Source organism: Pseudomonas sp. XWY-1, assembly GCF_002953115.1.
Lineage (GTDB): Bacteria > Pseudomonadota > Gammaproteobacteria > Pseudomonadales > Pseudomonadaceae > Aquipseudomonas > Aquipseudomonas alloputida.
Window position 1 is genome coordinate 4740741 of the sequence record NZ_CP026332.1, and the last position, 19958, is coordinate 4760698.

The window sequence follows — 19958 nt, forward strand, 5'->3', positions numbered from 1 at the left end:
CTGGTCAGAGGCAAAACCTCTGTGATGGAATAGTTATGTTATGTTGTAACGCTAAAAAGCATCTGCCAAGGAACGCCCCATCCCCATGCTGTACACACCGCTTCGCCTTTCCCCCCTTGCCGTCGCACTCTGGCTGGCTGCATCCCCCAGCCAGGCCGTAGAACTCGAACCACAGGTCATCACCGCCAACCCGCTGGGTAACCGCCAACTGGCCGCCCCCAGCACCGTGCTCGAAGGCGAAAACCTGCTGCAACAGCAGCACGGCAGCCTGGGTGAAACCCTGAACAAGCAGCCCGGTGTCGCCTCTACCTGGTTTGGCCCTGGCGCCAGCCGCCCGGTGATCCGCGGCCTGGATGGCGACCGCATTCGTATCCTGCGCAATGGCGTCGGTGCCCTGGATGCCTCGTCGCTGTCCTACGATCATGCCGTGCCGCTGGACCCGGTAACCGTCGAGCGCGTCGAAATCGTCCGGGGCCCGGCCGCCCTGCTTTACGGCGGCAACGCCATTGGCGGGGTGGTCAACACCTTCGACAACCGTATCCCGGACTCGCCGATCGAGGGCATCCACGGCGCAGGAGAACTGCGCTACGGCGGTGCCGACACCACCCGCAGCAGCGCCGGCAAGCTGGAGGCCGGCGACGGCGCCTTCGCCCTGCACCTGGATGCCAACAGCCGCCAGTTCAACGACCTGCGCATCCCGGGCTACGCACGCAGCGCCAAGGTGCGCGATGCCGACGAACCCGGCAGCAAACACCGCCTGGAAAACAGCGACGGTCGCCAGGACGGCGGCGCAATCGGTGGTGCCTACCACTGGGACCACGGCTACGCCGGCCTGTCGTACAGCGGCTACGACAGCAACTATGGCTCGGTGGCCGAGTCCGGCGTGCGTCTGGACATGAAACAGGACCACTACGCCTTCGCCTCCGAATTGCGCGACCTCGACGGCCCGTTCAGCTCAGTCAAGGTAGATGCCGGTTACACCGACTACGAACACAAAGAAATCGAAGAAGGCGAGGTCCATACCACCTTCAAGAACAAAGGCTACGAAGCGCGTATTGAAGCCCGCCACCAACCGCTTGGACCAGTGGAAGGGATCATTGGGGCCCAAGTCAGCCGTAACGAGTTTTCGGCCCTCGGCGAGGAAGCCTTCGTCCCGCATACCGATACCGACAGCGTGGCACTGTTCATGCTCGAGCAGTGGCAAGCCAGCGAGCGCCTGAACCTGAGCCTGGGTGCGCGCATGGAGCACACCCGCGTAGATCCTGACGCCAAAGGCAACGAGAACTTCGTCGACGCAGACAGCGCCAGCAGCTTCAACGCCTTCAGCCTGTCGTCGGGGGCTGTGTACCAGCTCGACCCAGTCTGGTCGCTGGCCGCCAACCTCGGCTACACCGAGCGCGCCCCTACCTTTTACGAGCTGTACGCCAATGGCGCGCACGTAGCCACCGGCGCGTTTGAAGTCGGTGACGCCAGCCTGAACAAGGAAAAGGCCATTTCCGCCGACCTGGCGCTACGCTTCGACAACGGCACCCATAAAGGCAGTGTCGGGGTGTTCTACAACCACTTCCGCAACTACATCGGCCTGATTGGCACCGGCAACACCCGCGAAGGCGAGCATGACCATGAGGAGGAGGATCACGATCATGACCATGAAGGCTTCCCGGAATACCAGTATCAAGGCGTGCGGGCGCGCTTCTACGGTATCGAGGCCCAGGACCGCTGGCAGTTGGCCGAGAACCGTTACGGCAGCTTCGCGCTGGAGTTGTCCGGTGACTATACCCGGGCCAAGAACCTCGACAGTGGCGAGCCACTGCCCCGTATCGCGCCGCTGCGCCTGAACAGCGGCCTGGTCTGGGAGCTGGACCGCTGGCAGGCGCGGGTAGACGTGCAGCACGCTGCGTCGCAGCACCGCAAACCCGCCAACGAAACCAGCACTGATGGCTACACCACCTTGGGCGCGAGCGTTGGCTACCGCTTCGACATTGGTCAAAGCCAGTGGCTGGCGTTTGTGCGCGGCGAAAACCTCACCGACCAGACCGTGCGCTATGCCAGTTCGATCCTGCGCGATATCGCACCGGCGCCGGGGCGTAGCGTGGAAGTTGGGTTGCGTACCACCTTCTGAACCACAAGCGACGAAGATCGGTGTAGGAACGGGTTCACCCGCGAATACGATGGCAGGGCAACCGGCGCATTCGCGGGTGAACCCGCTCCTACACCTGCCTCGATTAATGACGACTGTTGCCCGTTCAACAACAATCCTCTGCGACAATTTGTCTTTTTTTCTTATAACTTCCCCTATATCCTTCCCGCCGCAAGCTGAAACGCTTCATCGAACACTCTTGTCGCCATATCCATTGAGGGGCCCGCCCTTCGATGCGCTTGCCGTTTTTTTCAATAATCAAAAGATAGCGCTATCTCATGTTCCAACTGCCTAAAACCTGCTACATCGGCCTCGCCCTTAGTGCCTTGGCAACCCCCGCCGGCGCCAGCGAAATGTTCGCCAGCGACTCCCCTTGGATGCTCGGCGACTGGGGTGGAACCCGCAGCGAACTGCTGGAAAAGGGCTACGACTTCACCCTTGGCTACACCGGCGAGATGGGCAGCAACCTGCACGGCGGCTACGACCACGACCGCACCGCGCGCTACAGCGACCAGTTCACCTTCGGCAGCCACCTGGACCTGGAGAAGATCCTCGGCTGGCACGACACCGAATTCCAGCTGACCGTCACCGAGCGTCACGGCGACAACATCAGCAACGACCGCATCAACGACCCGCGTGTCGGCGGCTTCACCTCCGCCCAGGAAGTCTGGGGCCGCGGCGAAACCTGGCGGCTGACGCAGATGTGGATCAAGCAGAAGTACTTCGACGGTGCGCTGGATGTGAAATTCGGCCGCTTCGGTGAAGGCGAGGACTTCAACAGCTTCCCTTGCGACTTCCAGAACCTGGCTTTCTGCGGCTCGCAGGTGGGCAACTGGGTGGGTGGCATCTGGTACAACTGGCCAGTCAGCCAGTGGGCCCTGCGCGTGCGCTACAACCTTACCCCCGAGCTGTACGCCCAGGTCGGCGTCTTCGAGCAGAACCCTTCCAACCTCGAATCCGGCAATGGTTTCAAGCTCAGCGGCAGCGGCACCCAGGGTGCGGTAATGCCGTTCGAACTGGTATGGACCCCACGTATCCAAGGCTTGAAAGGGGAATATCGTGCCGGCTACTACTACAGTAATGCCAAGGCACAAGATGTTCTCAAGGACAGCAACGGTCAGCCGGCCGCCATCAGCGGCGCCGCCTACCGCAGCAGTTCGAGCAAGCACGGCTTGTGGATTGGCGCCCAGCAGCAGGTCACCTCGCTGGCGTCCGACCAGTCGCGCGGCTTGAGCGTGTTCGCCAACGCCACGGTGCATGACAAAAAGACCAATGCCATCGACAACTATGTGCAGGCAGGACTGGTATTCAAAGGGCCTTTCGATGCCCGCGCCAAGGACGACATCGGTTTCGCCCTGGCCCGCGTGCACGTCAACCCTGCCTATCGCAAGAACGCCCGCCTGGTCAACCAGGCCGCCGGCCTCTACGACTACGACAACCCGGGCTTCCTGCCAGTGCAGGACACCGAGTACAGCGCCGAGCTGTACTACGGCATCCATTTGGCCGACTGGCTCACGGTACGCCCCAACCTGCAGTACATCCGCCACCCGGGCGGGGTGTCGCAGGTCGATGGCGCCCTGATCGGCGGCCTGAAGATCCAGAGCAGTTTCTAACCCCTTTTTTGACCTGACGGAGAACCTACGATGAGCACTGAAGGTGCGAACCAAGGAAGCCGCTGGCTACCGCGCCTGATTGGCGCGCTGCTGTTGCTGATGGGCTTGGCCCTGCTGGCCGGCGGTATCAAGCTGAGCCAGCTGGGCGGATCGCTGTACTACCTGATCGCCGGTATCGGCTTTGCCCTTTCGGGCATCCTGCTGCTGGCCCAACGCCAGATCGCCCTGGGCCTGTATGGCCTGGTGCTGCTGGGCAGCACCGTATGGGCCCTGTTCGAAGTAGGCCTGGACTGGTGGCAACTGGTGCCACGGCTGGCTATCTGGTTCGCCATCGGCGTGGTGCTGCTGCTGCCGTGGGCACGTCGCCCGCTGATCGGCCCAGCCAGCAAAGCCAACACTGCACTGCTCGGCGTGGCAGTGGTCGCTTCGGGCGCTTGCGCGCTGGCCAGCCAGTTCACCCATCCCGGTGAAGTGTTCGGCGAACTGGGCCGCGACAGCAGCGAAATGGCCAGCGCCGCCCCGGCCATGCCCGACGGCGAATGGCAGGCCTACGGCCGTACCGAGCATGGCGACCGCTACTCGCCGCTGCGCCAGATCACCCCGCAGAACGCCTACCGTCTGGAAGAAGCCTGGCGAATTCGCACCGGTGATCTGCCAACCGAAAACGACCCGGTGGAGCTGACCAACCAGAACACCCCGCTGAAGGTCAACGGCATGCTGTACGCCTGCACCGCGCACAGCCGCCTGCTGGCGCTGGACCCGGACACTGGCGCAGAAATCTGGCGCTACGACCCGCAGGTCAAGAGCCCGACCGGCACCTTCAAGGGCTTTGCCCACATGACCTGCCGTGGCGTCTCGTACTATGACGAAAACCGCTACGTCAGCCGCGACGGCAGCCCGGCGCCGAAAATTACCGATGCAGGCCAGGCCGTGGCCCAAGCCTGCCCGCGTCGCCTCTACCTGCCTACCGCGGATGCCCGCCTGATCGCCATCAACGCCGACAACGGCAAGGTCTGCGAAGGTTTCGCCAACCAGGGCGTGATCGACCTCACCACCGGCATTGGCCCATTCACCGCCGGCGGCTATTACTCCACCTCGCCTGCTGCGATTACCCGTGACCTGGTGATCATCGGTGGCCACGTCACCGACAACGAGTCGACCAATGAGCCGTCCGGGGTGATCCGCGCCTACGACGTGCACGACGGCCACCTGGTGTGGAACTGGGACAGTAACAACCCGGACGACACCAAGCCATTGGCTGCCGGCAAAATGTACAGCCGCAACTCGGCCAACATGTGGTCGATCGCCAGCGTCGACGAAGACCTTGGCATGATCTACCTGCCGCTGGGCAACCAGACCCCGGACCAGTGGGGCGCCGACCGCACCCCGGGCGCCGAGAAGTACAGCGCCGGCGTGGTCGCCCTTGACCTGGCCACCGGCAAGGCACGCTGGAACTATCAGTTCACCCACCACGACCTGTGGGACATGGACGTCGGCAGCCAGCCGACCCTGGTACACCTGAAAACCGACGATGGCGTGAAACCGGCGATCATCGTACCGACCAAGCAAGGCAGCCTGTACGTGCTCGACCGCCGCGACGGCACGCCAATCGTGCCGATCCGCGAGATCCCCACCCCACAAGGCGCAGTGGAAGGCGACCACACCTCGCCCACCCAGGCCCGCTCCGACCTCAACCTGCTCGGCCCAGAGCTGACCGAACAGGCCATGTGGGGCGCCACGCCTTTCGACCAGATGCTGTGCCGCATCCAGTTCCGCGAGCTGCGCTACGAAGGCCAGTACACCCCGCCATCCGAGCAAGGTTCGTTGGTCTACCCCGGCAACGTCGGTGTATTCAACTGGGGCAGCGTGTCGGTCGACCCGGTGCGCCAGCTGCTGTTCACTTCGCCCAACTACATGGCCTTCGTGTCGAAGATGGTTCCGCGTGAGCAGGTTGCCGAAGGCAGCAAGCGCGAAAGCGAGACCAGCGGCGTGCAGCCGAACACCGGCGCACCGTATGCCGTGACCATGCACCCGTTCATGTCGCCGCTCGGCGTACCGTGCCAGGCACCCGCCTGGGGCTACGTCGCCGCCATCGACCTGTTCACCAACAAGGTGGTGTGGAAACACAAGAACGGCACCACCCGCGACAGCACCCCGCTACCGATCGGCCTGCCGGTTGGCGTGCCGAGCATGGGTGGCTCGATCGTCACCGCCGGTGGCGTCGGCTTCCTCAGCGGCACGCTCGACCAGTACCTGCGCGCCTATGACGTGAACAACGGCAAGGAGTTGTGGAAAGCACGCCTGCCAGCAGGTGGCCAGGCTACGCCGATGAGCTACACCGGCAAGGACGGCAAGCAATATGTGCTGGTGACTGCCGGCGGCCATGGCTCGCTGGGCACCAAGATGGGCGATTACATCATCGCTTACAAATTAGCCGAGTAAGCGACACCGCTCCCGCAGGCTCAACCCTGTGGGAGCGGCCTTGTGTCGCGATTGGGTCGCGCAGCGGCCCCAACGATCTAGAATGCTGGATGGATTCTGGGGCTGCTGCGCAGCCCAATCGCGACACAAGGCTGCTCCCGAACCATTGAAACCCATCCCTCCCCGCCCCATCTAAGCACCATAGTCATTCACGCAGGTGCCCCATGAGCGACCAGCAGGATTTCCCCGAACACCCTGACGAACACAGCGAAGTCGAGCACACCTTCCAGGCCGAAGCCGGCCACGCCCTCGCCCTGCCCGGTCAGCAGCTGCCGGACAAGGTCTACGTCATCCCGATCCACAACCGCCCGTTCTTCCCGGCCCAAGTACTGCCGGTGATCGTCAATGAAGAGCCCTGGGCCGAAACGCTCGACCTGGTAGCCAAGTCACCGGACCACTGCCTGGCGCTGTTCTTCATGGACACCCCGCCAGAAGACCACCGCCACTTCGACACCTCGGCACTGCCGCAGTACGGCACGCTGGTCAAGGTGCACCATGCCAGCCGCGAAAACGGCAAATTGCAGTTCGTCGCCCAGGGCCTGTCCCGGGTGCGCATCCGCAACTGGCTCAAGCACCACCGCCCGCCCTACCTGGTCGAAGTCGAATACCCGCGCCAGCCCGCCGAGCCGACCGACGAGGTCAAAGCCTACGGCATGGCGCTGATCAACGCGATCAAAGAGCTGCTGCCGCTCAACCCGCTGTACAGCGAAGAGCTGAAGAACTACCTCAACCGCTTCAGCCCCAACGACCCTTCGCCGCTCACCGACTTCGCCGCCGCGCTCACCTCGGCCACCGGCAATCAGTTGCAGGAAGTGCTCGACTGCGTGCCCATGCTCAAACGCATGGAGAAAGTACTGCCAATGCTGCGCAAAGAGGTGGAAGTCGCGCGCTTGCAGAACGAGATCTCGGCCGAGGTCAACCGGCAGATCGGCGAGCACCAGCGCGAGTTTTTCCTCAAGGAACAACTCAAGGTCATCCAGCAAGAGCTGGGGCTGACCAAGGACGACCGCAGCGCCGACCTCGAACAGTTCGAACAGCGCCTGGAAGGCAAGACCCTGCCACCGCAGGCACGCAAGCGCATCGATGAAGAGATGGGCAAACTGGCCATCCTGGAAACCGGCTCACCCGAATACGCCGTCACCCGCAACTATCTGGAATGGGCCACCGCCCTGCCGTGGGGCGTGTACGGCAAAGACAAGCTCGACCTCAAGCACGCGCGCAAAGTCCTCGACCAGTACCACTCCGGCCTCGACGACATCAAGGAGCGCATCCTCGAGTTCCTCGCCGTGGGCGCCTGGAAAGGCGAGATCAGCGGCTCGATCGTGCTGTTGGTAGGCCCGCCCGGGGTGGGCAAGACCAGCATCGGCAAGTCCATCGCCGAATCGCTCGGCCGGCCGTTCTATCGCTTCAGCGTCGGCGGCATGCGTGATGAAGCCGAGATCAAGGGCCACCGCCGCACCTATATCGGCGCCCAGCCCGGCAAGCTGGTGCAGGCCCTGAAAGACGTCGAAGTGATGAACCCGGTCATCATGCTCGACGAAATCGACAAGATGGGCCAGAGCTACCAGGGCGACCCGGCCTCAGCGTTGCTGGAAACCCTCGACCCCGAGCAGAACGTCGATTTCCTCGACCACTACCTCGACCTGCGCCTGGACTTGTCCAAGGTGCTGTTCGTGTGCACTGCCAACACCCTCGATTCGATTCCCGGGCCGTTGCTCGACCGCATGGAAGTGATCCGCCTGTCTGGCTATATCACCGAAGAAAAACTGACCATCGCCAAGCGCCACCTGTGGCCCAAGCAGCTGGAAAAGGCCGGCGTTTCCAAGACTAGCCTCAGCATCAGCGACAGCGCCCTGCGCCTGGTGATCGACGGTTATGCCCGCGAGGCGGGCGTGCGCCAGCTGGAGAAGCAACTGGGCAAACTGGTGCGCAAGGCCGTGGTCAAGCTGCTGGAAAACCCCGACGCCAAGCTTAAGATCGGCACCAAGGACCTGGAAACCGCACTCGGCATACCGGTGTTCCGCAGCGAGCAGGTACTGGCTGGCAAAGGCGTCATCACCGGCCTGGCCTGGACCAGCATGGGCGGCGCCACGCTGCCGATCGAGGCGACCCGCATCCACACCCACAACCGCGGCTTCAAGCTGACCGGCAAGCTGGGTGACGTGATGAAGGAGTCTGCCGAAATTGCCTACAGCTACATCAGCTCCAACCTCAAGCAATTTGGCGGGGATCCAGGTTTCTTCAACGAAGCGTTCATCCACCTGCACGTCCCAGAAGGCGCCACGCCCAAGGACGGCCCCAGTGCCGGCATCACAATGGCCAGCGCTTTGCTTTCACTGGCCCGCGACCAGTCTGCCAAAAAAGGTGTCGCCATGACGGGCGAGCTGACCCTCACCGGTCAGGTACTGCCGATTGGCGGCGTGCGCGAGAAGGTGATTGCAGCGCGGCGGCAGAAGATTTTCGAACTGATCCTGCCGGAGCCCAACCGCGGTGACTTCGAAGAACTGCCGGACTACCTGCGCGAAGGCCTGACAGTGCATTTCGCCAAGCGCTTTACCGACGTGGCGAAAGTGCTGTTCTAGCCTGCACCGGCCTCTTCGCGGGCAAGCCCGCGCCTGCAAGGGTACGCTACCCCTGCAGGCGCGGGCTTACTCGCGAAAGGGCCGGCACAGGCAGCACAAATTTCCTCGATCATCGGGTATCCTCAGGCCATCGCCAGCCTTCGGAGCCACCATGACCTCTCCTCGTCTGCTCGTTCCCCTGAGCTTCGCCCTGCTTTCTGCCTGCGCGCAACAACCCTCGCAGCCTGTTGACCTGGACGCCGAAAGCGAATGCCCCAAGCGCCTGCAGGTCGGCCAGATCCTCACGCTTACCCTGCCCAGCAACCCCACCACCGGCTACCGCTGGCTGGTACAGAACCCGGCGCCCAACGTATTGCAAAGCCTTGGCCCCGAGGTTTACAGCGCGCCTGAAGACACCGGTATCGTCGGCAGCTCGGGCCTATCGACCTGGCGCTTCCAGGCCCGCGCTACGGGCGAAGGGAACCTGGTATTGGTCTACCAGCAACCCTGGGCCCCGGAAGTGCGCCCGGTGCAGACCTTCGATTGCAGCATTCGGGTCAATTGAACGCAAAGCGCTGGTCAGCCAACCATGCATCCGGGCTGCGGTTTGGCTAGAATGCGCCCCCTGCCTATCACCAGCCGCCTGGATTCGCCGTGAGCAAACAACCCGACCGCCTTTTCTCCCAACCCCTGGAGCAGGTGCCCGACTTCGTCTTCAACGAAGACGTCGTGCGTGTGTTCCCGGACATGATCAAGCGCTCGGTGCCCGGTTACCCAACCATTGTCGAGAACCTCGGGGTACTGGCCGCTCGGTTCGCCCAGCCAGGCACCGCACTGTACGATCTGGGCGCATCGCTGGGTGCCGTTACCCAGTCGCTGCGGCGCCATGTGCGCAGCGACGGCTGCAGGGTAATCGCGGTGGATAACTCCGCCGCCATGGTCGAGCGCTGCCGCCAGTACCTTACTGCGCAGGATTCGATGTTCCAGGAGTTGCTGCCAGTACAAGTACTGGAAGCCGATATCCTTGCCCTGCCCTTCGAGCCCGCCTCGGTAGTGGCGATGAACTTCACCCTGCAGTTCATCGCCCCTGACCAGCGCCTTGAACTGCTCGGGCGAATCCGCCAGGCGCTGCTGCCCGGCGGCGCGCTGATTCTGTCGGAGAAGCTGCGCTTCGCCGATGAACAAGAGCAGGACCTGCTCAATGAACTGCACCTGGATTTCAAACGGGCCAATGGCTACAGCGAACTGGAGATCGCCCAGAAGCGCAGCGCCATCGAAAACGTGATGAAGCCCGATACACTCGAAACCCACCAGGAACGCCTGCGCGCAGCCGGCTTCTCGAAAGTGGTGCCTTGGTTCCAATGCCTTAACTTCGCCTCGTTGATAGCCCTGCCATGATCGATCTGTCTCCCCTCGTCCGCCGCCTGGCGGGCACGCCCCTGGCTTCCTGGTCGCAAGGCCTGCAAGCACAACTGGACGCCAAGCTGGAAAAGGGTCACGGTGACCTCGACCGCTGGCGCGGGGCGCTGGAAGCCCTGCCCGCCCTGCAACCCAGTGAAATCGACCTGGTCAACGGGTTGCGTCTGGATTGCGACTGCGACGACGCCACCCGCGCGCAGATGCGCCAGGCACTGATGGGCCTGTCGCCCTGGCGCAAAGGGCCGTTCGACCTGTTTGGCGTGCACGTTGACACCGAATGGCGTTCGGACTGGAAGTGGTCACGGGTCGGCCCGCACCTGGACCTCAAGGGCAAGCGTGTACTCGACGTGGGCTGCGGCAATGGCTACTACCAGTGGCGCATGCTCGGCGCCGGCGCAGACATGGTGATTGGGGTCGACCCCAACTGGCTGTTCTTCTGCCAGTTCCAGGCCGTGCAGCAATACCTGCCGGAGTTGCCGGCCTGGCACCTGCCGTTCGCCCTGGAAGACCTGCCCGCCAACCTGGAAGGTTTCGATACCGTGTTTTCCATGGGCGTGTTCTATCACCGCCGCTCGCCCATCGAGCACCTGCTGGCGCTCAAGGACTGCCTGGTCAAGGGTGGCGAGCTGGTGCTGGAAACGCTGGTTATCGAGGGCGACGAAAACCAGGTGCTGGTGCCTGAGGACCGCTACGCACAGATGCGCAACGTCTGGTACCTGCCGTCGGTACCGGCGCTGGCCCGCTGGTTGCGCCGTGCCGGCTTCAGCGATGTGCGCTGCGTCGACGTGAGCGTGACCAGCGTCGAGGAGCAGCGCAGCACCGATTGGATGCGCTACCAGTCACTGAGCGACTTCCTCGACCCGAACGACCACAGCAAGACCGTCGAAGGCCTGCCTGCCCCGCGCCGCGCCACCCTGCTGGCGCGCAAATAAGAAAGGCGCCCGCAGGGGCGCCTGAATACACTTGCGGCGAGGAGCCGACAAATCAGCGCGAAGCCGCCACGATCAGCGCCTTCATCTCGGCCACAGCAGCCTTGAAGCCGACAAACAGGGCATGGGCCACCAGCGCATGGCCAATGTTCAGTTCATTGATACCCTTGATCGCCGCCACCGCCTCGACGTTGTGGTAGTGCAGCCCGTGACCCGCATTGACGATCAGCCCCTGCCCCACGCCAAACGCCACACTGTCGACGATACGCTTGAGCTCTTCAGCCACATCGGTGGGGGTTTCGGCATCGGCATAACGGCCGGTGTGCAGCTCGATGGCCGGTGCGCCGACCCGACGCGAGGCCTCGATCTGCCGCTCGTCGGCGTCGATGAACAGCGACACCTCGGCACCGGTACGTGCCAGCCGTTCCACTGCAGCCTTGATCCGCGCTTCCTGCCCTGCCACGTCCAGGCCACCTTCGGTGGTCAGCTCCTGACGGGTTTCGGGTACCAGGCAGATATGCGCCGGCCGAATCTTTTCGGCAAAGGCCATCATCTCTTCGGTGACGCCCATCTCGAAGTTCATGCGGGTCTGCAGTACATCCTTGAGCAGCACGACGTCACGCTCCTGGATGTGCCGGCGGTCTTCGCGCAGGTGCACGGTGATGCCATCGGCGCCTGCTTCCTCGGCGTCCAGGGCAGCCTTGACCGGGTCAGGGTAGCGCGTGCCACGGGCCTGGCGCAGGGTCGCCACGTGGTCGATGTTGACGCCAAGAAGCATGCGGTTGCTGTGAGTCACGAAAGGCTCTCCTGAGGATTGAGCCCAACAGCATACGTCCTGATCAGCGCTTGCGAAACAGTTCCCGGCTGACCAGCGGTTTTGCCCCCAGGTGAACTGCCAGTGCCTGGCGCATCAGCCGCTTCGCGGCAAGCAAGGCGCCAGGGGCATCCCAGTCGGTTTGGGCCAGGGCCAGCAGTTCGGTGCCACGGAACAGGCCGGGCTGCGCCAGCTCAACCCGCTCCAGGCCGGCGTCAACGCGCAAGCGGTACAGGCCATCGGCGGCAATGGGCTGCTCGTTGACGTCATGGTGCAAGGAAAACGCATAGCCGAGTTCGTCCAGCAGCCGCCATTCGAACGAGCGCAGCAGGGGTTCCAGCGGTCGACCGGCGCTCAGTGCCTGCAAGGTCAAGGTGTAGTGCTCGAACAGGGCCGGGAACGGCGCTTCGGCAGGCAACAGGCGCATCAGCAGCTCATTGAGGTACAGCCCGCTGAACAGCGCATCGCCGTGAAGCCAGGCGGCGATGCCGGTGCTGTCCATGCGGCTGACATTCTTCAGCTCGCCACGCCCACGCAGTTCCACCTCCAGCGACACGAACGGCCGCACCAGGCTGCCGCCCTTACCCCGCGCGCGACGCAACACGGCGCGCATGCGGCCCTGCGGGGTGAAAAAGTCCACCAGCGCGCTGGTTTCCTTGTAGGCACGGCTGTGCAGTACGTAGGCTGGCTGGGGGGTGGGTTGGTCCATGCACTATCTCTGGGGCCTGATGTACGTGTGGGAGCGGGCGTGCCCGCGAAAGCGTCAGTGAACCCACTATCGCATTCGCGGGCAAGCCCGCTCCCACAGGAATAACCGACCGGTCAGGTAATTACAGGTCGCCGTAGCCCAGCGAACGCAGGGCGCGCTCGTCGTCGGACCAGCCGCCCTTTACCTTGACCCACAGGTTGAGCATGACCTTGGAATCGAACAGCACTTCCATGTCCTTGCGCGCCTCGGAACCGATGCGCTTGATGCGCTCGCCCTTGTCACCAATGATGATTTTCTTCTGGCCATCGCGTTCAACCAGGATCAACGCGTGAATGTGCAGCACATGGCCCTGCTGCTTGAATTCCTCGATCTCCACCGTGATCTGGTACGGCAACTCCGCACCCAGCTGGCGCATGATCTTCTCACGCACCAGTTCGGCGGCCAGGAAGCGGCTGCTACGGTCGGTGATCTGGTCTTCGGGGAAGAAATGATCGTTCTCGGGCAGGTGCTTGGCGATCTGTGCTTCCAGCGCTTCAAGGTTGTGCCCCTGCTGTGCCGAAATCGGCATCACCTCGGCGTTCGGCAGTTGCTCTTGCAGCCACTGCAGGTGCGGGATGAGCTCGGCTTTCTCTTCCATGCGGTCGGTCTTGTTGACCGCGATGATCAGCGGGCCGGTGACATACTGCACGCGCTCCAGAACCAGTTGGTCCTCGTCGGTCCACTTGGTACGGTCAACCACGAAGATAACCACGTCGACGTCCTTGAGGGCCGCCGAGGCGTTGCGGTTCATGTAACGGTTCAGGGCCTTGTCATTGGCCTTGTGCATACCGGGGGTATCGACGTAGATGGCCTGCACATCACCTTCGGTCTTGATGCCGAGCATGTTGTGGCGGGTGGTCTGCGGCTTGCGCGAGGTAATCGCCAGCTTCTGGCCCAGGATGTGGTTGAGCAGGGTCGACTTGCCGACGTTGGGACGGCCGACAATGGCTACGTAGCCGCAGCGGGTCGGGTTGCTATCAGTCATTGCCATTCTCCACGCCCAGGGCGATCAGTGCAGACGCGGCGGCGACTTGCTCGGCAATACGCCGGCTAACGCCTTGACCACGGCTCTTGTTGTTCAGCAGTACCACTTCGCATTCGACGAAGAAGGTCCGGCAGTGTGGTTCACCCTGGATATCCACGACTTCGTAACGCGGCAGCTCACAGCTGCGCGACTGCAGGAACTCTTGCAGGCGGGTTTTCGGATCTTTATTGGTGTCGACCAGTGTCAGGCCTTCGAACTCATCGGCCAGCCAGGCCAGGATGCGCTCCCGGGCGGTGTCCATGTCGGCGTCCAGATAGATGGCACCAATCAGTGCCTCCAGGGCGTCGGCCAGGATCGACTCGCGGCGAAAGCCGCCGCTCTTGAGTTCTCCGGAACCCAGGCGCAGGTAATCGCCCAGGTCAAAACCACGGGCCAGACGGGCCAGGGTCTCACCCTTGACCAACCGCGCACGCAGCCGCGACAACTGGCCTTCGCGGGCCTGCGGAAAACGCTCGAACAGCGCTTCGCCGGCAACGAAGTTGAGAATGGCGTCACCGAGGAACTCCAGGCGCTCATTGTTGCGCCCGGCGTAACTGCGATGGGTCAGTGCCAGGAGCATCTGGTCCTGGTTCTTGAAGGTGTAACCGAGCTTTCGCTCCAGACCGGCAAGGGAAGCACTCATGCGGCCACCCGATCGTTGTTCAACGCGTTGTTCAAATCAACATCCTGAAAGACTGTTTGGCTGTGGTCCGCCGATCGATTTGCGGCGAATCTCCCGATCCCTGAGAACACAGCCTATGTCAGAAATGCATTCGGCGCTGTCTGCTGGACAGCGCCGATGGGTATCAATGGATCAGGCCAACCCGCGACAGGTTGGGCAAGTGGCTGAGTTTGGGCTCTGGCCAGCTCATCCACACCGCGAAGGCCTTGCCGACAATGTTCCGGTCCGGAACCATGCCGTGCAGTTCCTTGGGAATGTTCGGGTCATCCCAGAAACGGCTATCGTTGGAGTTGTCGCGGTTGTCGCCCATCATGAAGTAATGGCCCGCAGGTACGGTCCACTGCTGGTCCGGCGGCATGCGATAACGGCTCATTTCCTTGCGGATCAGGTGTTCGGCCGCGCCGAGCTTTTCCTTGTACAGCTGAGCACTGCCCAGGGTACCCGGCTCGCTGCCCACCAGTTGTTCGGCAACGGGCTGGCCGTTGACGAACAGCCGCTTGTCGTTGGTGTAGCGGACCACGTCGCCCGGCAGGCCAACCACACGCTTGATGTAGTTGACATTCGGGTCGCTCGGGTAGCGGAACACCATCACATCCCCGCGTTGCGGGTCACCGACCTCGATGACCTTCTTGTCGATCACCGGCAGGCGAATGCCGTACGAGAATTTGTTCACCAGGATGAAGTCGCCCACTTCCAGGGTCGGTTTCATCGATCCCGAAGGGATCTGGAACGGCTCGACCAGGAACGAACGCAGCACCAGCACGATGAACAGCACCGGAAAGAACGACTTGCCGTACTCGACCAGCAACGGCTCCTTGTTCAGCCGTTCGACCACCGCCATCTCAGGCTGGCTGACGCTACCCTGATAGTTGGCGATTGCCGCACGCCGGCGCGGGGCCAGGAACAGCAGGTCGATCAAGCCCAGCAGACCGCAGATGAAGACGGCGATGACCAGCAACAGCGGGAAATTTAGCGACATAGGACCTAGCTATCCAACCTGAGCACGGCGAGGAAGGCTTCTTGTGGAATTTCCACGTTGCCCACCTGTTTCATGCGTTTCTTACCGGCCTTCTGCTTCTCCAGCAGCTTCTTCTTACGGCTGACGTCACCACCGTAGCACTTGGCCAGTACGTTCTTTCTGAGCGCCTTGACGGTTGTCCGCGCAATGATCTGGCCGCCAATGGCTGCCTGGATCGCTACGTCGAACATCTGCCGAGGGATCAGTTCCTTCATCTTCTCGGTCAACGCACGGCCTTTGTAGGCCGCGTTGTCGCGGTGCACGATCAATGCCAGGGCATCGACCTTGTCGCCGTTGATCAGCACGTCCAGCTTGACCAGGTTGGCCGACTGGTAGCGATCGAAATGATAATCCAGCGAAGCATAGCCGCGGCTGGTGGATTTGAGGCGGTCGAAGAAATCGAGCACCACTTCGTTCATCGGCATGTCGTAACGCACCTGCACCTGGCTGCCGAGGAACTGCATGTCGCGCTGTACGCCACGCTTCTCGATGCACAGGGTGATGACGTTGCCCAGGTGCTCCTGCGGAACCAGGATGGTCGCGGTGACGATCGGCTCGCGGAAGTCGGCTACAGCCGAGACGTCCGGCAGCTTGGACGGGTTGTCGACGACGATGGTTTCGCCGGTTTTCAACTCCAGCTCGTAGATCACGCTGGGCGCGGTGGTGATCAGGTCCAGGTCGTATTCGCGCTCCAGGCGCTCCTGGATGATCTCCATGTGCAACATGCCCAGGAAACCGCAACGGAAGCCAAAGCCCAGCGCGTCGGAGCTTTCCGGCATGTACTGCAGCGAGGAGTCGTTCAGGGTCAGCTTCTGCAGAGCGTCGCGGAAATCCTCGAAGTCGTCGGAACTGACCGGGAACAGGCCGGCATAGACCTGCGGCTGGATCTTCTTGAAGCCTGGCAACACCTCGACCTCAGGGGTCGAGGACAGGGTCAGGGTGTCACCAACCGGGGCACCGTGGATGTCCTTGATGCTGGCGATGATGAAGCCTACTTCGCCGGCTTTCAGATCGGCAGTCTGGGTGTGTTTCGGGGTGAAGACACCGACGCTGTCGACCAGGTGCACCTTGCCGGTGGACTTGACCAGGATCTTGTCGCCTTTCTTGACGCGGCCCTGGCGCACGCGCACCAGCGAGACCACGCCCAGGTAATTGTCGAACCAGGAGTCGATGATCAGCGCTTGCAGCGGTGCGTCGATCTCACCTTCCGGCGCGGGAATGGTGTGCACCAGGCGCTCGAGCACCTCGTCAACGCCCATGCCGCTCTTGGCGCTGCAGGCGACGGCGTCGGTGGCGTCGATACCGATGATCTTCTCGATTTCGTCCTTGACGCGGTCCGGATCGGCCTGGGGCAGGTCCATCTTGTTCAGGACCGGCATGACCTCCAGGCCCTGCTCGATGGCGGTGTAGCAGTTGGCTACGGACTGGGCCTCCACGCCCTGGCCGGCGTCGACCACCAGCAGTGCCCCCTCACAGGCCGCCAGCGAGCGCGAGACTTCGTAGGTGAAGTCGACGTGGCCGGGGGTATCGATGAAGTTCAGCTGGTAGGTCTTGCCGTCCTGCGCCTTGTAGTGAAGCGTGACGCTGTGGGCCTTGATGGTGATACCGCGCTCACGCTCCAGGTCCATGGAATCGAGCACCTGGGCTTCCATCTCGCGCGCCGACAGGCCACCGCACATCTGGATGAAACGGTCAGCCAGCGTCGACTTGCCATGGTCGATGTGGGCGATGATGGAGAAATTGCGGATATGACTCAAATCACTCACGGGTCAACACTCGAAAAGGCTGCGAGCCGGACGCCCGCCGAAAAATAGCCGGGAATTGTACCTTAAGCTGCTGGGTTATGGGAGATTCCTCTGTCCGACTGTACACAGCAATCATTCCGGCAATTGTGAATATTCATGAAAAAGGGCAGCCGAAGCTGCCCTTTCGCCTTGCGAAACCGCTTATTCAGCAAGCTTGAAGGTGATGAAGCTGGCACGGCCCTGACGCAGCACGCGCATCGACACGGAACGGTTCTTCGGCAGTTCCTTGGCGATTTCGGTGAATTCCTTGGCAGAACCGATGGCCTGGTTGTTCAGATGGCTGATGACATCACCCGGGCGCAAGCCGATCATGGCTGCCGGGCCATCCTGCACTTCCTTGATGACCACGCCACCTTTGAGCTCCAGGGATTTTTTCTGCTCGGCGGTCAGGTCGGCGACCGATACACCCAGGCGGTTGCTGCTGCGCTCGGCGCTGCCTTCGGTGCCAGCGCCAATGTCAACGTCGTCATCCGGCAGCGCGCCGACGCTGATGTCCAGGTTCTGGCGCTTGCCATTGCGGATGATTTCCAGCTTGGCCTTCTCGCCATCCTTGAGGCCGCCTACCAGGTGCGGCAGATCGGCCGACATGACGATTGGCTGGCCGTTCATGCTGAGGATCACGTCGCCCACCTGCAGGCCGCCTTTGGCTGCCGGGCCGTTTTCCAGCACCTGGGCCACCAGGGCGCCCGCCGGCTTGTCCAGGCCGAACGATTCAGCCAGGTCCTTGTTGACCTCCTGAATCACCACGCCCAGCCAGCCGCGGCTGACCTTGCCGTCTTTCTTCAGCTGGTTGGAGACATCGATCGCCACATCGATCGGGATGGCGAACGACAGGCCCATGAAACCGCCAGAACGGGTGAAGATCTGCGAGTTGATCCCCACCACTTCGCCTTTCATGTTGAACAGCGGGCCGCCGGAGTTACCCGGGTTGATGGCCACGTCGGTCTGGATGAACGGTACGTAGGTGTCATTGGGCAGGGTCCGGCCCTTGGCGCTGACGATACCTTTGGTCACCGAATGGTCGAAGCCGAACGGCGAACCGATGGCCAGTACCCACTCGCCCACCTTGAGCTTCTCGGAGTCACCCAGCTTCACCGTTGGCAAATTCTTGCCATCGACCTTCAGCAGCGCCACGTCAGTGCGCGGGTCGGTGCCGACCAGCTTGGCCTGCAGTTCGCTACGGTCCGACAGGCGAACGATGATCTCGTCGGCATCGGCCACCACATGGTTATTGGTGAGCACGTAGCCATCACTGGAGATAATGAAACCCGAGCCCAGCGACTGCGCCTCGCGCTGGCGGTCGCCGCGCGGCGAACGCGGCTGCTGGGGCATGTTGCGCTCGAAGAACTCGCGGAACATCGGCGGCAGGCCTTCCAGATCCGGCATCTGGCCTGCGGCGATCCGGCGGTCAGGCAGTTTCTGCTTGGTACTGATGTTGACCACTGCCGGCGAAGCCTGCTCCACCAGGGTGGTGAAGTCCGGCAGGGCTTCCTCGGCCTGGGCGGCGACTACTTGGCCGAGCATCAGCACAGCAGCGAACATCATTAGGTAGGATTTCAAGCGTGGTATTGACATACGACTCCCGTCACAACGAGCGGTAGTTTGGAAAGACCCCTGCTCAACGCAGAAAAGGCCAGGCTCTTCAAAGCCTGACCTATAGAAAATTTGCCGATGGATTGCAAATGACAATGCTTTAATTTCATTTCAGGCGTATGCCCACCTGCCTTGACTCGGCACGCAAAAGCGCGCCATTACTGGCGCGCCTGGGCATCCTGGGGGCGCATCGACAGGGCGACGCGTTCTGCCGTACCCAGCGGAATTTCGCCAACCACGGTCACCATCACTTTGCCCTTGGGTGTATTCAGGCGACGCGAGACTGCCGAGGTCGGGCCTAGCTGGGTGCGCATGTCGGTGCCGCCATCATCGCTCACTTGCTCGATGAACACCGAAAAACGCGCCAGGCCGTCGTCATACATCAGGCTGCTGACCGAACTGTTGCGCTTGGGATCACGGCGTACCGAGCTGTTGACCAGCTCGAAACCGGGTGGCAGCCAGTCCGAACGCCAACCCGCGACGGTATCATTGCTGCCGGCTGCCACATGCTGCACTGGCTTGCAGGCAGCACCTGGGCGCAGGTCTGCGTCGCTGGGTATTTCATCGGTATCGAGACGGGTCATCTGGAAGCGTTCCAGCAACTGCCCCTTGTCGTTGATCATCAACGAACGCAGTGGCAAACCCGAGTGACGGTCCAGGTGCAATTCGAACGCATAGCGATGCTGGTCGCGTGGCGTGAGCGTAATGATCACGGCATCGCGCCCGGCGACCCGTGACTTGCCTGCCACACTCAAATCGTACCAACCCATCAGTTTCAGCGGATCAAGCACACGCGGTGCGGTATCCGGCGGCGCCGTGACACCGCTGGCCAAGGCCCCGCTGACACACTCCACCTTGCCATCCACGCGCACGATTTCCTGGGCGGCGCCATCAAGCTGCAACAGCCGCTCGCTGACCTTGCCGTCGTCGACCCTGTGCCAGATGTCGTGGGAGGAGAAACTGCCGTTGCGTTCGTAGACGAACGACCCTTGATAGCTCTGTTTTTGCTCGGCCTGTGCCAGCTTGTTCAGCCACTCACTCGCCTCAGGCGAAGAATTGGCAGCCAATGCTGGCACCGTCATGCAGCTGCCAATCAGCAGCGACAAGAGAGGTAGCGCGCGCATGATCCTC

General features: G+C 62.4%; 15 protein-coding genes. 7 read left to right on the forward strand and 8 right to left on the reverse strand.

Features of this window, described 5'->3' with window-relative positions; genetic code table 11:
- Positions 1–85 precede the first annotated feature (85 nt).
- From PRJ_RS22170 to cmoB, 7 genes are all read left to right on the forward strand, one after another.
- A complete protein-coding gene (locus PRJ_RS22170) occupies positions 86–2122 on the forward strand; it encodes a TonB-dependent receptor (RefSeq protein WP_104962467.1) in 2037 nt (678 codons plus the stop codon).
- Between the two features lie 296 nt (positions 2123–2418).
- Positions 2419–3753, forward strand: coding sequence for a carbohydrate porin (locus tag PRJ_RS22175; RefSeq protein ID WP_064490977.1), 1335 nt, complete (start codon positions 2419–2421; stop codon positions 3751–3753).
- A 30-nt stretch (positions 3754–3783) separates the two neighbouring features.
- Positions 3784–6195, forward strand: a complete 2412-nt coding sequence (locus PRJ_RS22180) for a glucose/quinate/shikimate family membrane-bound PQQ-dependent dehydrogenase (protein WP_104962468.1) — start codon at positions 3784–3786, stop codon at positions 6193–6195.
- Positions 6196–6398: 203 nt separating this feature from the next.
- Entirely contained in the window at positions 6399–8816 is a 2418-nt protein-coding gene (gene lon, locus PRJ_RS22190) for an endopeptidase La (protein WP_104962470.1), read from the forward strand.
- A 151-nt stretch (positions 8817–8967) separates the two neighbouring features.
- The gene (locus tag PRJ_RS22195) at positions 8968–9360 is read left to right on the forward strand and encodes a protease inhibitor I42 family protein (RefSeq protein ID WP_014592209.1); all 393 of its coding nucleotides are present in this window, start codon (positions 8968–8970) and stop codon (positions 9358–9360) included.
- A gap of 89 nt (positions 9361–9449) precedes the next feature.
- A complete protein-coding gene (gene cmoA / locus PRJ_RS22200) occupies positions 9450–10193 on the forward strand; it encodes a carboxy-S-adenosyl-L-methionine synthase CmoA (RefSeq protein WP_010952541.1) in 744 nt (247 codons plus the stop codon).
- On the forward strand, positions 10190–11146 hold the full coding sequence (gene cmoB / locus PRJ_RS22205; protein ID WP_064491118.1) for a tRNA 5-methoxyuridine(34)/uridine 5-oxyacetic acid(34) synthase CmoB: 957 nt from the start codon (positions 10190–10192) through the stop codon (positions 11144–11146). Before cmoA ends, cmoB begins: the two co-directional genes overlap by 4 nt.
- Before the next feature lie 52 nt (positions 11147–11198).
- Here the strand turns inward: cmoB and pdxJ are convergent, their stop codons facing one another.
- From pdxJ to PRJ_RS22245, 8 genes are all read right to left on the reverse strand, one after another.
- Positions 11199–11921, reverse strand: a complete 723-nt coding sequence (gene pdxJ, locus PRJ_RS22210; protein WP_371920366.1) for a pyridoxine 5'-phosphate synthase — start codon at positions 11919–11921, stop codon at positions 11199–11201.
- A 61-nt stretch (positions 11922–11982) separates the two neighbouring features.
- Positions 11983–12666, reverse strand: coding sequence for a DNA repair protein RecO (gene recO / locus PRJ_RS22215; protein WP_104962471.1), 684 nt, complete (start codon positions 12664–12666; stop codon positions 11983–11985).
- A 121-nt stretch (positions 12667–12787) separates the two neighbouring features.
- Entirely contained in the window at positions 12788–13690 is a 903-nt protein-coding gene (gene era, locus PRJ_RS22220) for a GTPase Era (RefSeq protein WP_003252061.1), read from the reverse strand.
- On the reverse strand, positions 13683–14372 hold the full coding sequence (rnc, locus tag PRJ_RS22225; RefSeq protein WP_003252059.1) for a ribonuclease III: 690 nt from the start codon (positions 14370–14372) through the stop codon (positions 13683–13685). Before rnc ends, era begins: the two co-directional genes overlap by 8 nt.
- A 163-nt stretch (positions 14373–14535) precedes the next feature.
- Positions 14536–15390, reverse strand: coding sequence for a signal peptidase I (gene lepB / locus PRJ_RS22230; RefSeq protein ID WP_003252057.1), 855 nt, complete (start codon positions 15388–15390; stop codon positions 14536–14538).
- Positions 15391–15395: 5 nt separating this feature from the next.
- Entirely contained in the window at positions 15396–17195 is a 1800-nt protein-coding gene (gene lepA / locus PRJ_RS22235; RefSeq protein ID WP_010952535.1) for a translation elongation factor 4, read from the reverse strand.
- Positions 17196–17375: 180 nt separating this feature from the next.
- Positions 17376–18779 (reverse strand): DegQ family serine endoprotease, encoded by a 1404-nt coding sequence (locus tag PRJ_RS22240; RefSeq protein WP_371920367.1) that lies wholly within the window; start codon positions 18777–18779, stop codon positions 17376–17378.
- A gap of 206 nt (positions 18780–18985) precedes the next feature.
- Positions 18986–19951, reverse strand: a complete 966-nt coding sequence (locus PRJ_RS22245) for a MucB/RseB C-terminal domain-containing protein (RefSeq protein ID WP_104962473.1) — start codon at positions 19949–19951, stop codon at positions 18986–18988.
- Between the last annotated feature and the right edge of the window lie 7 nt (positions 19952–19958).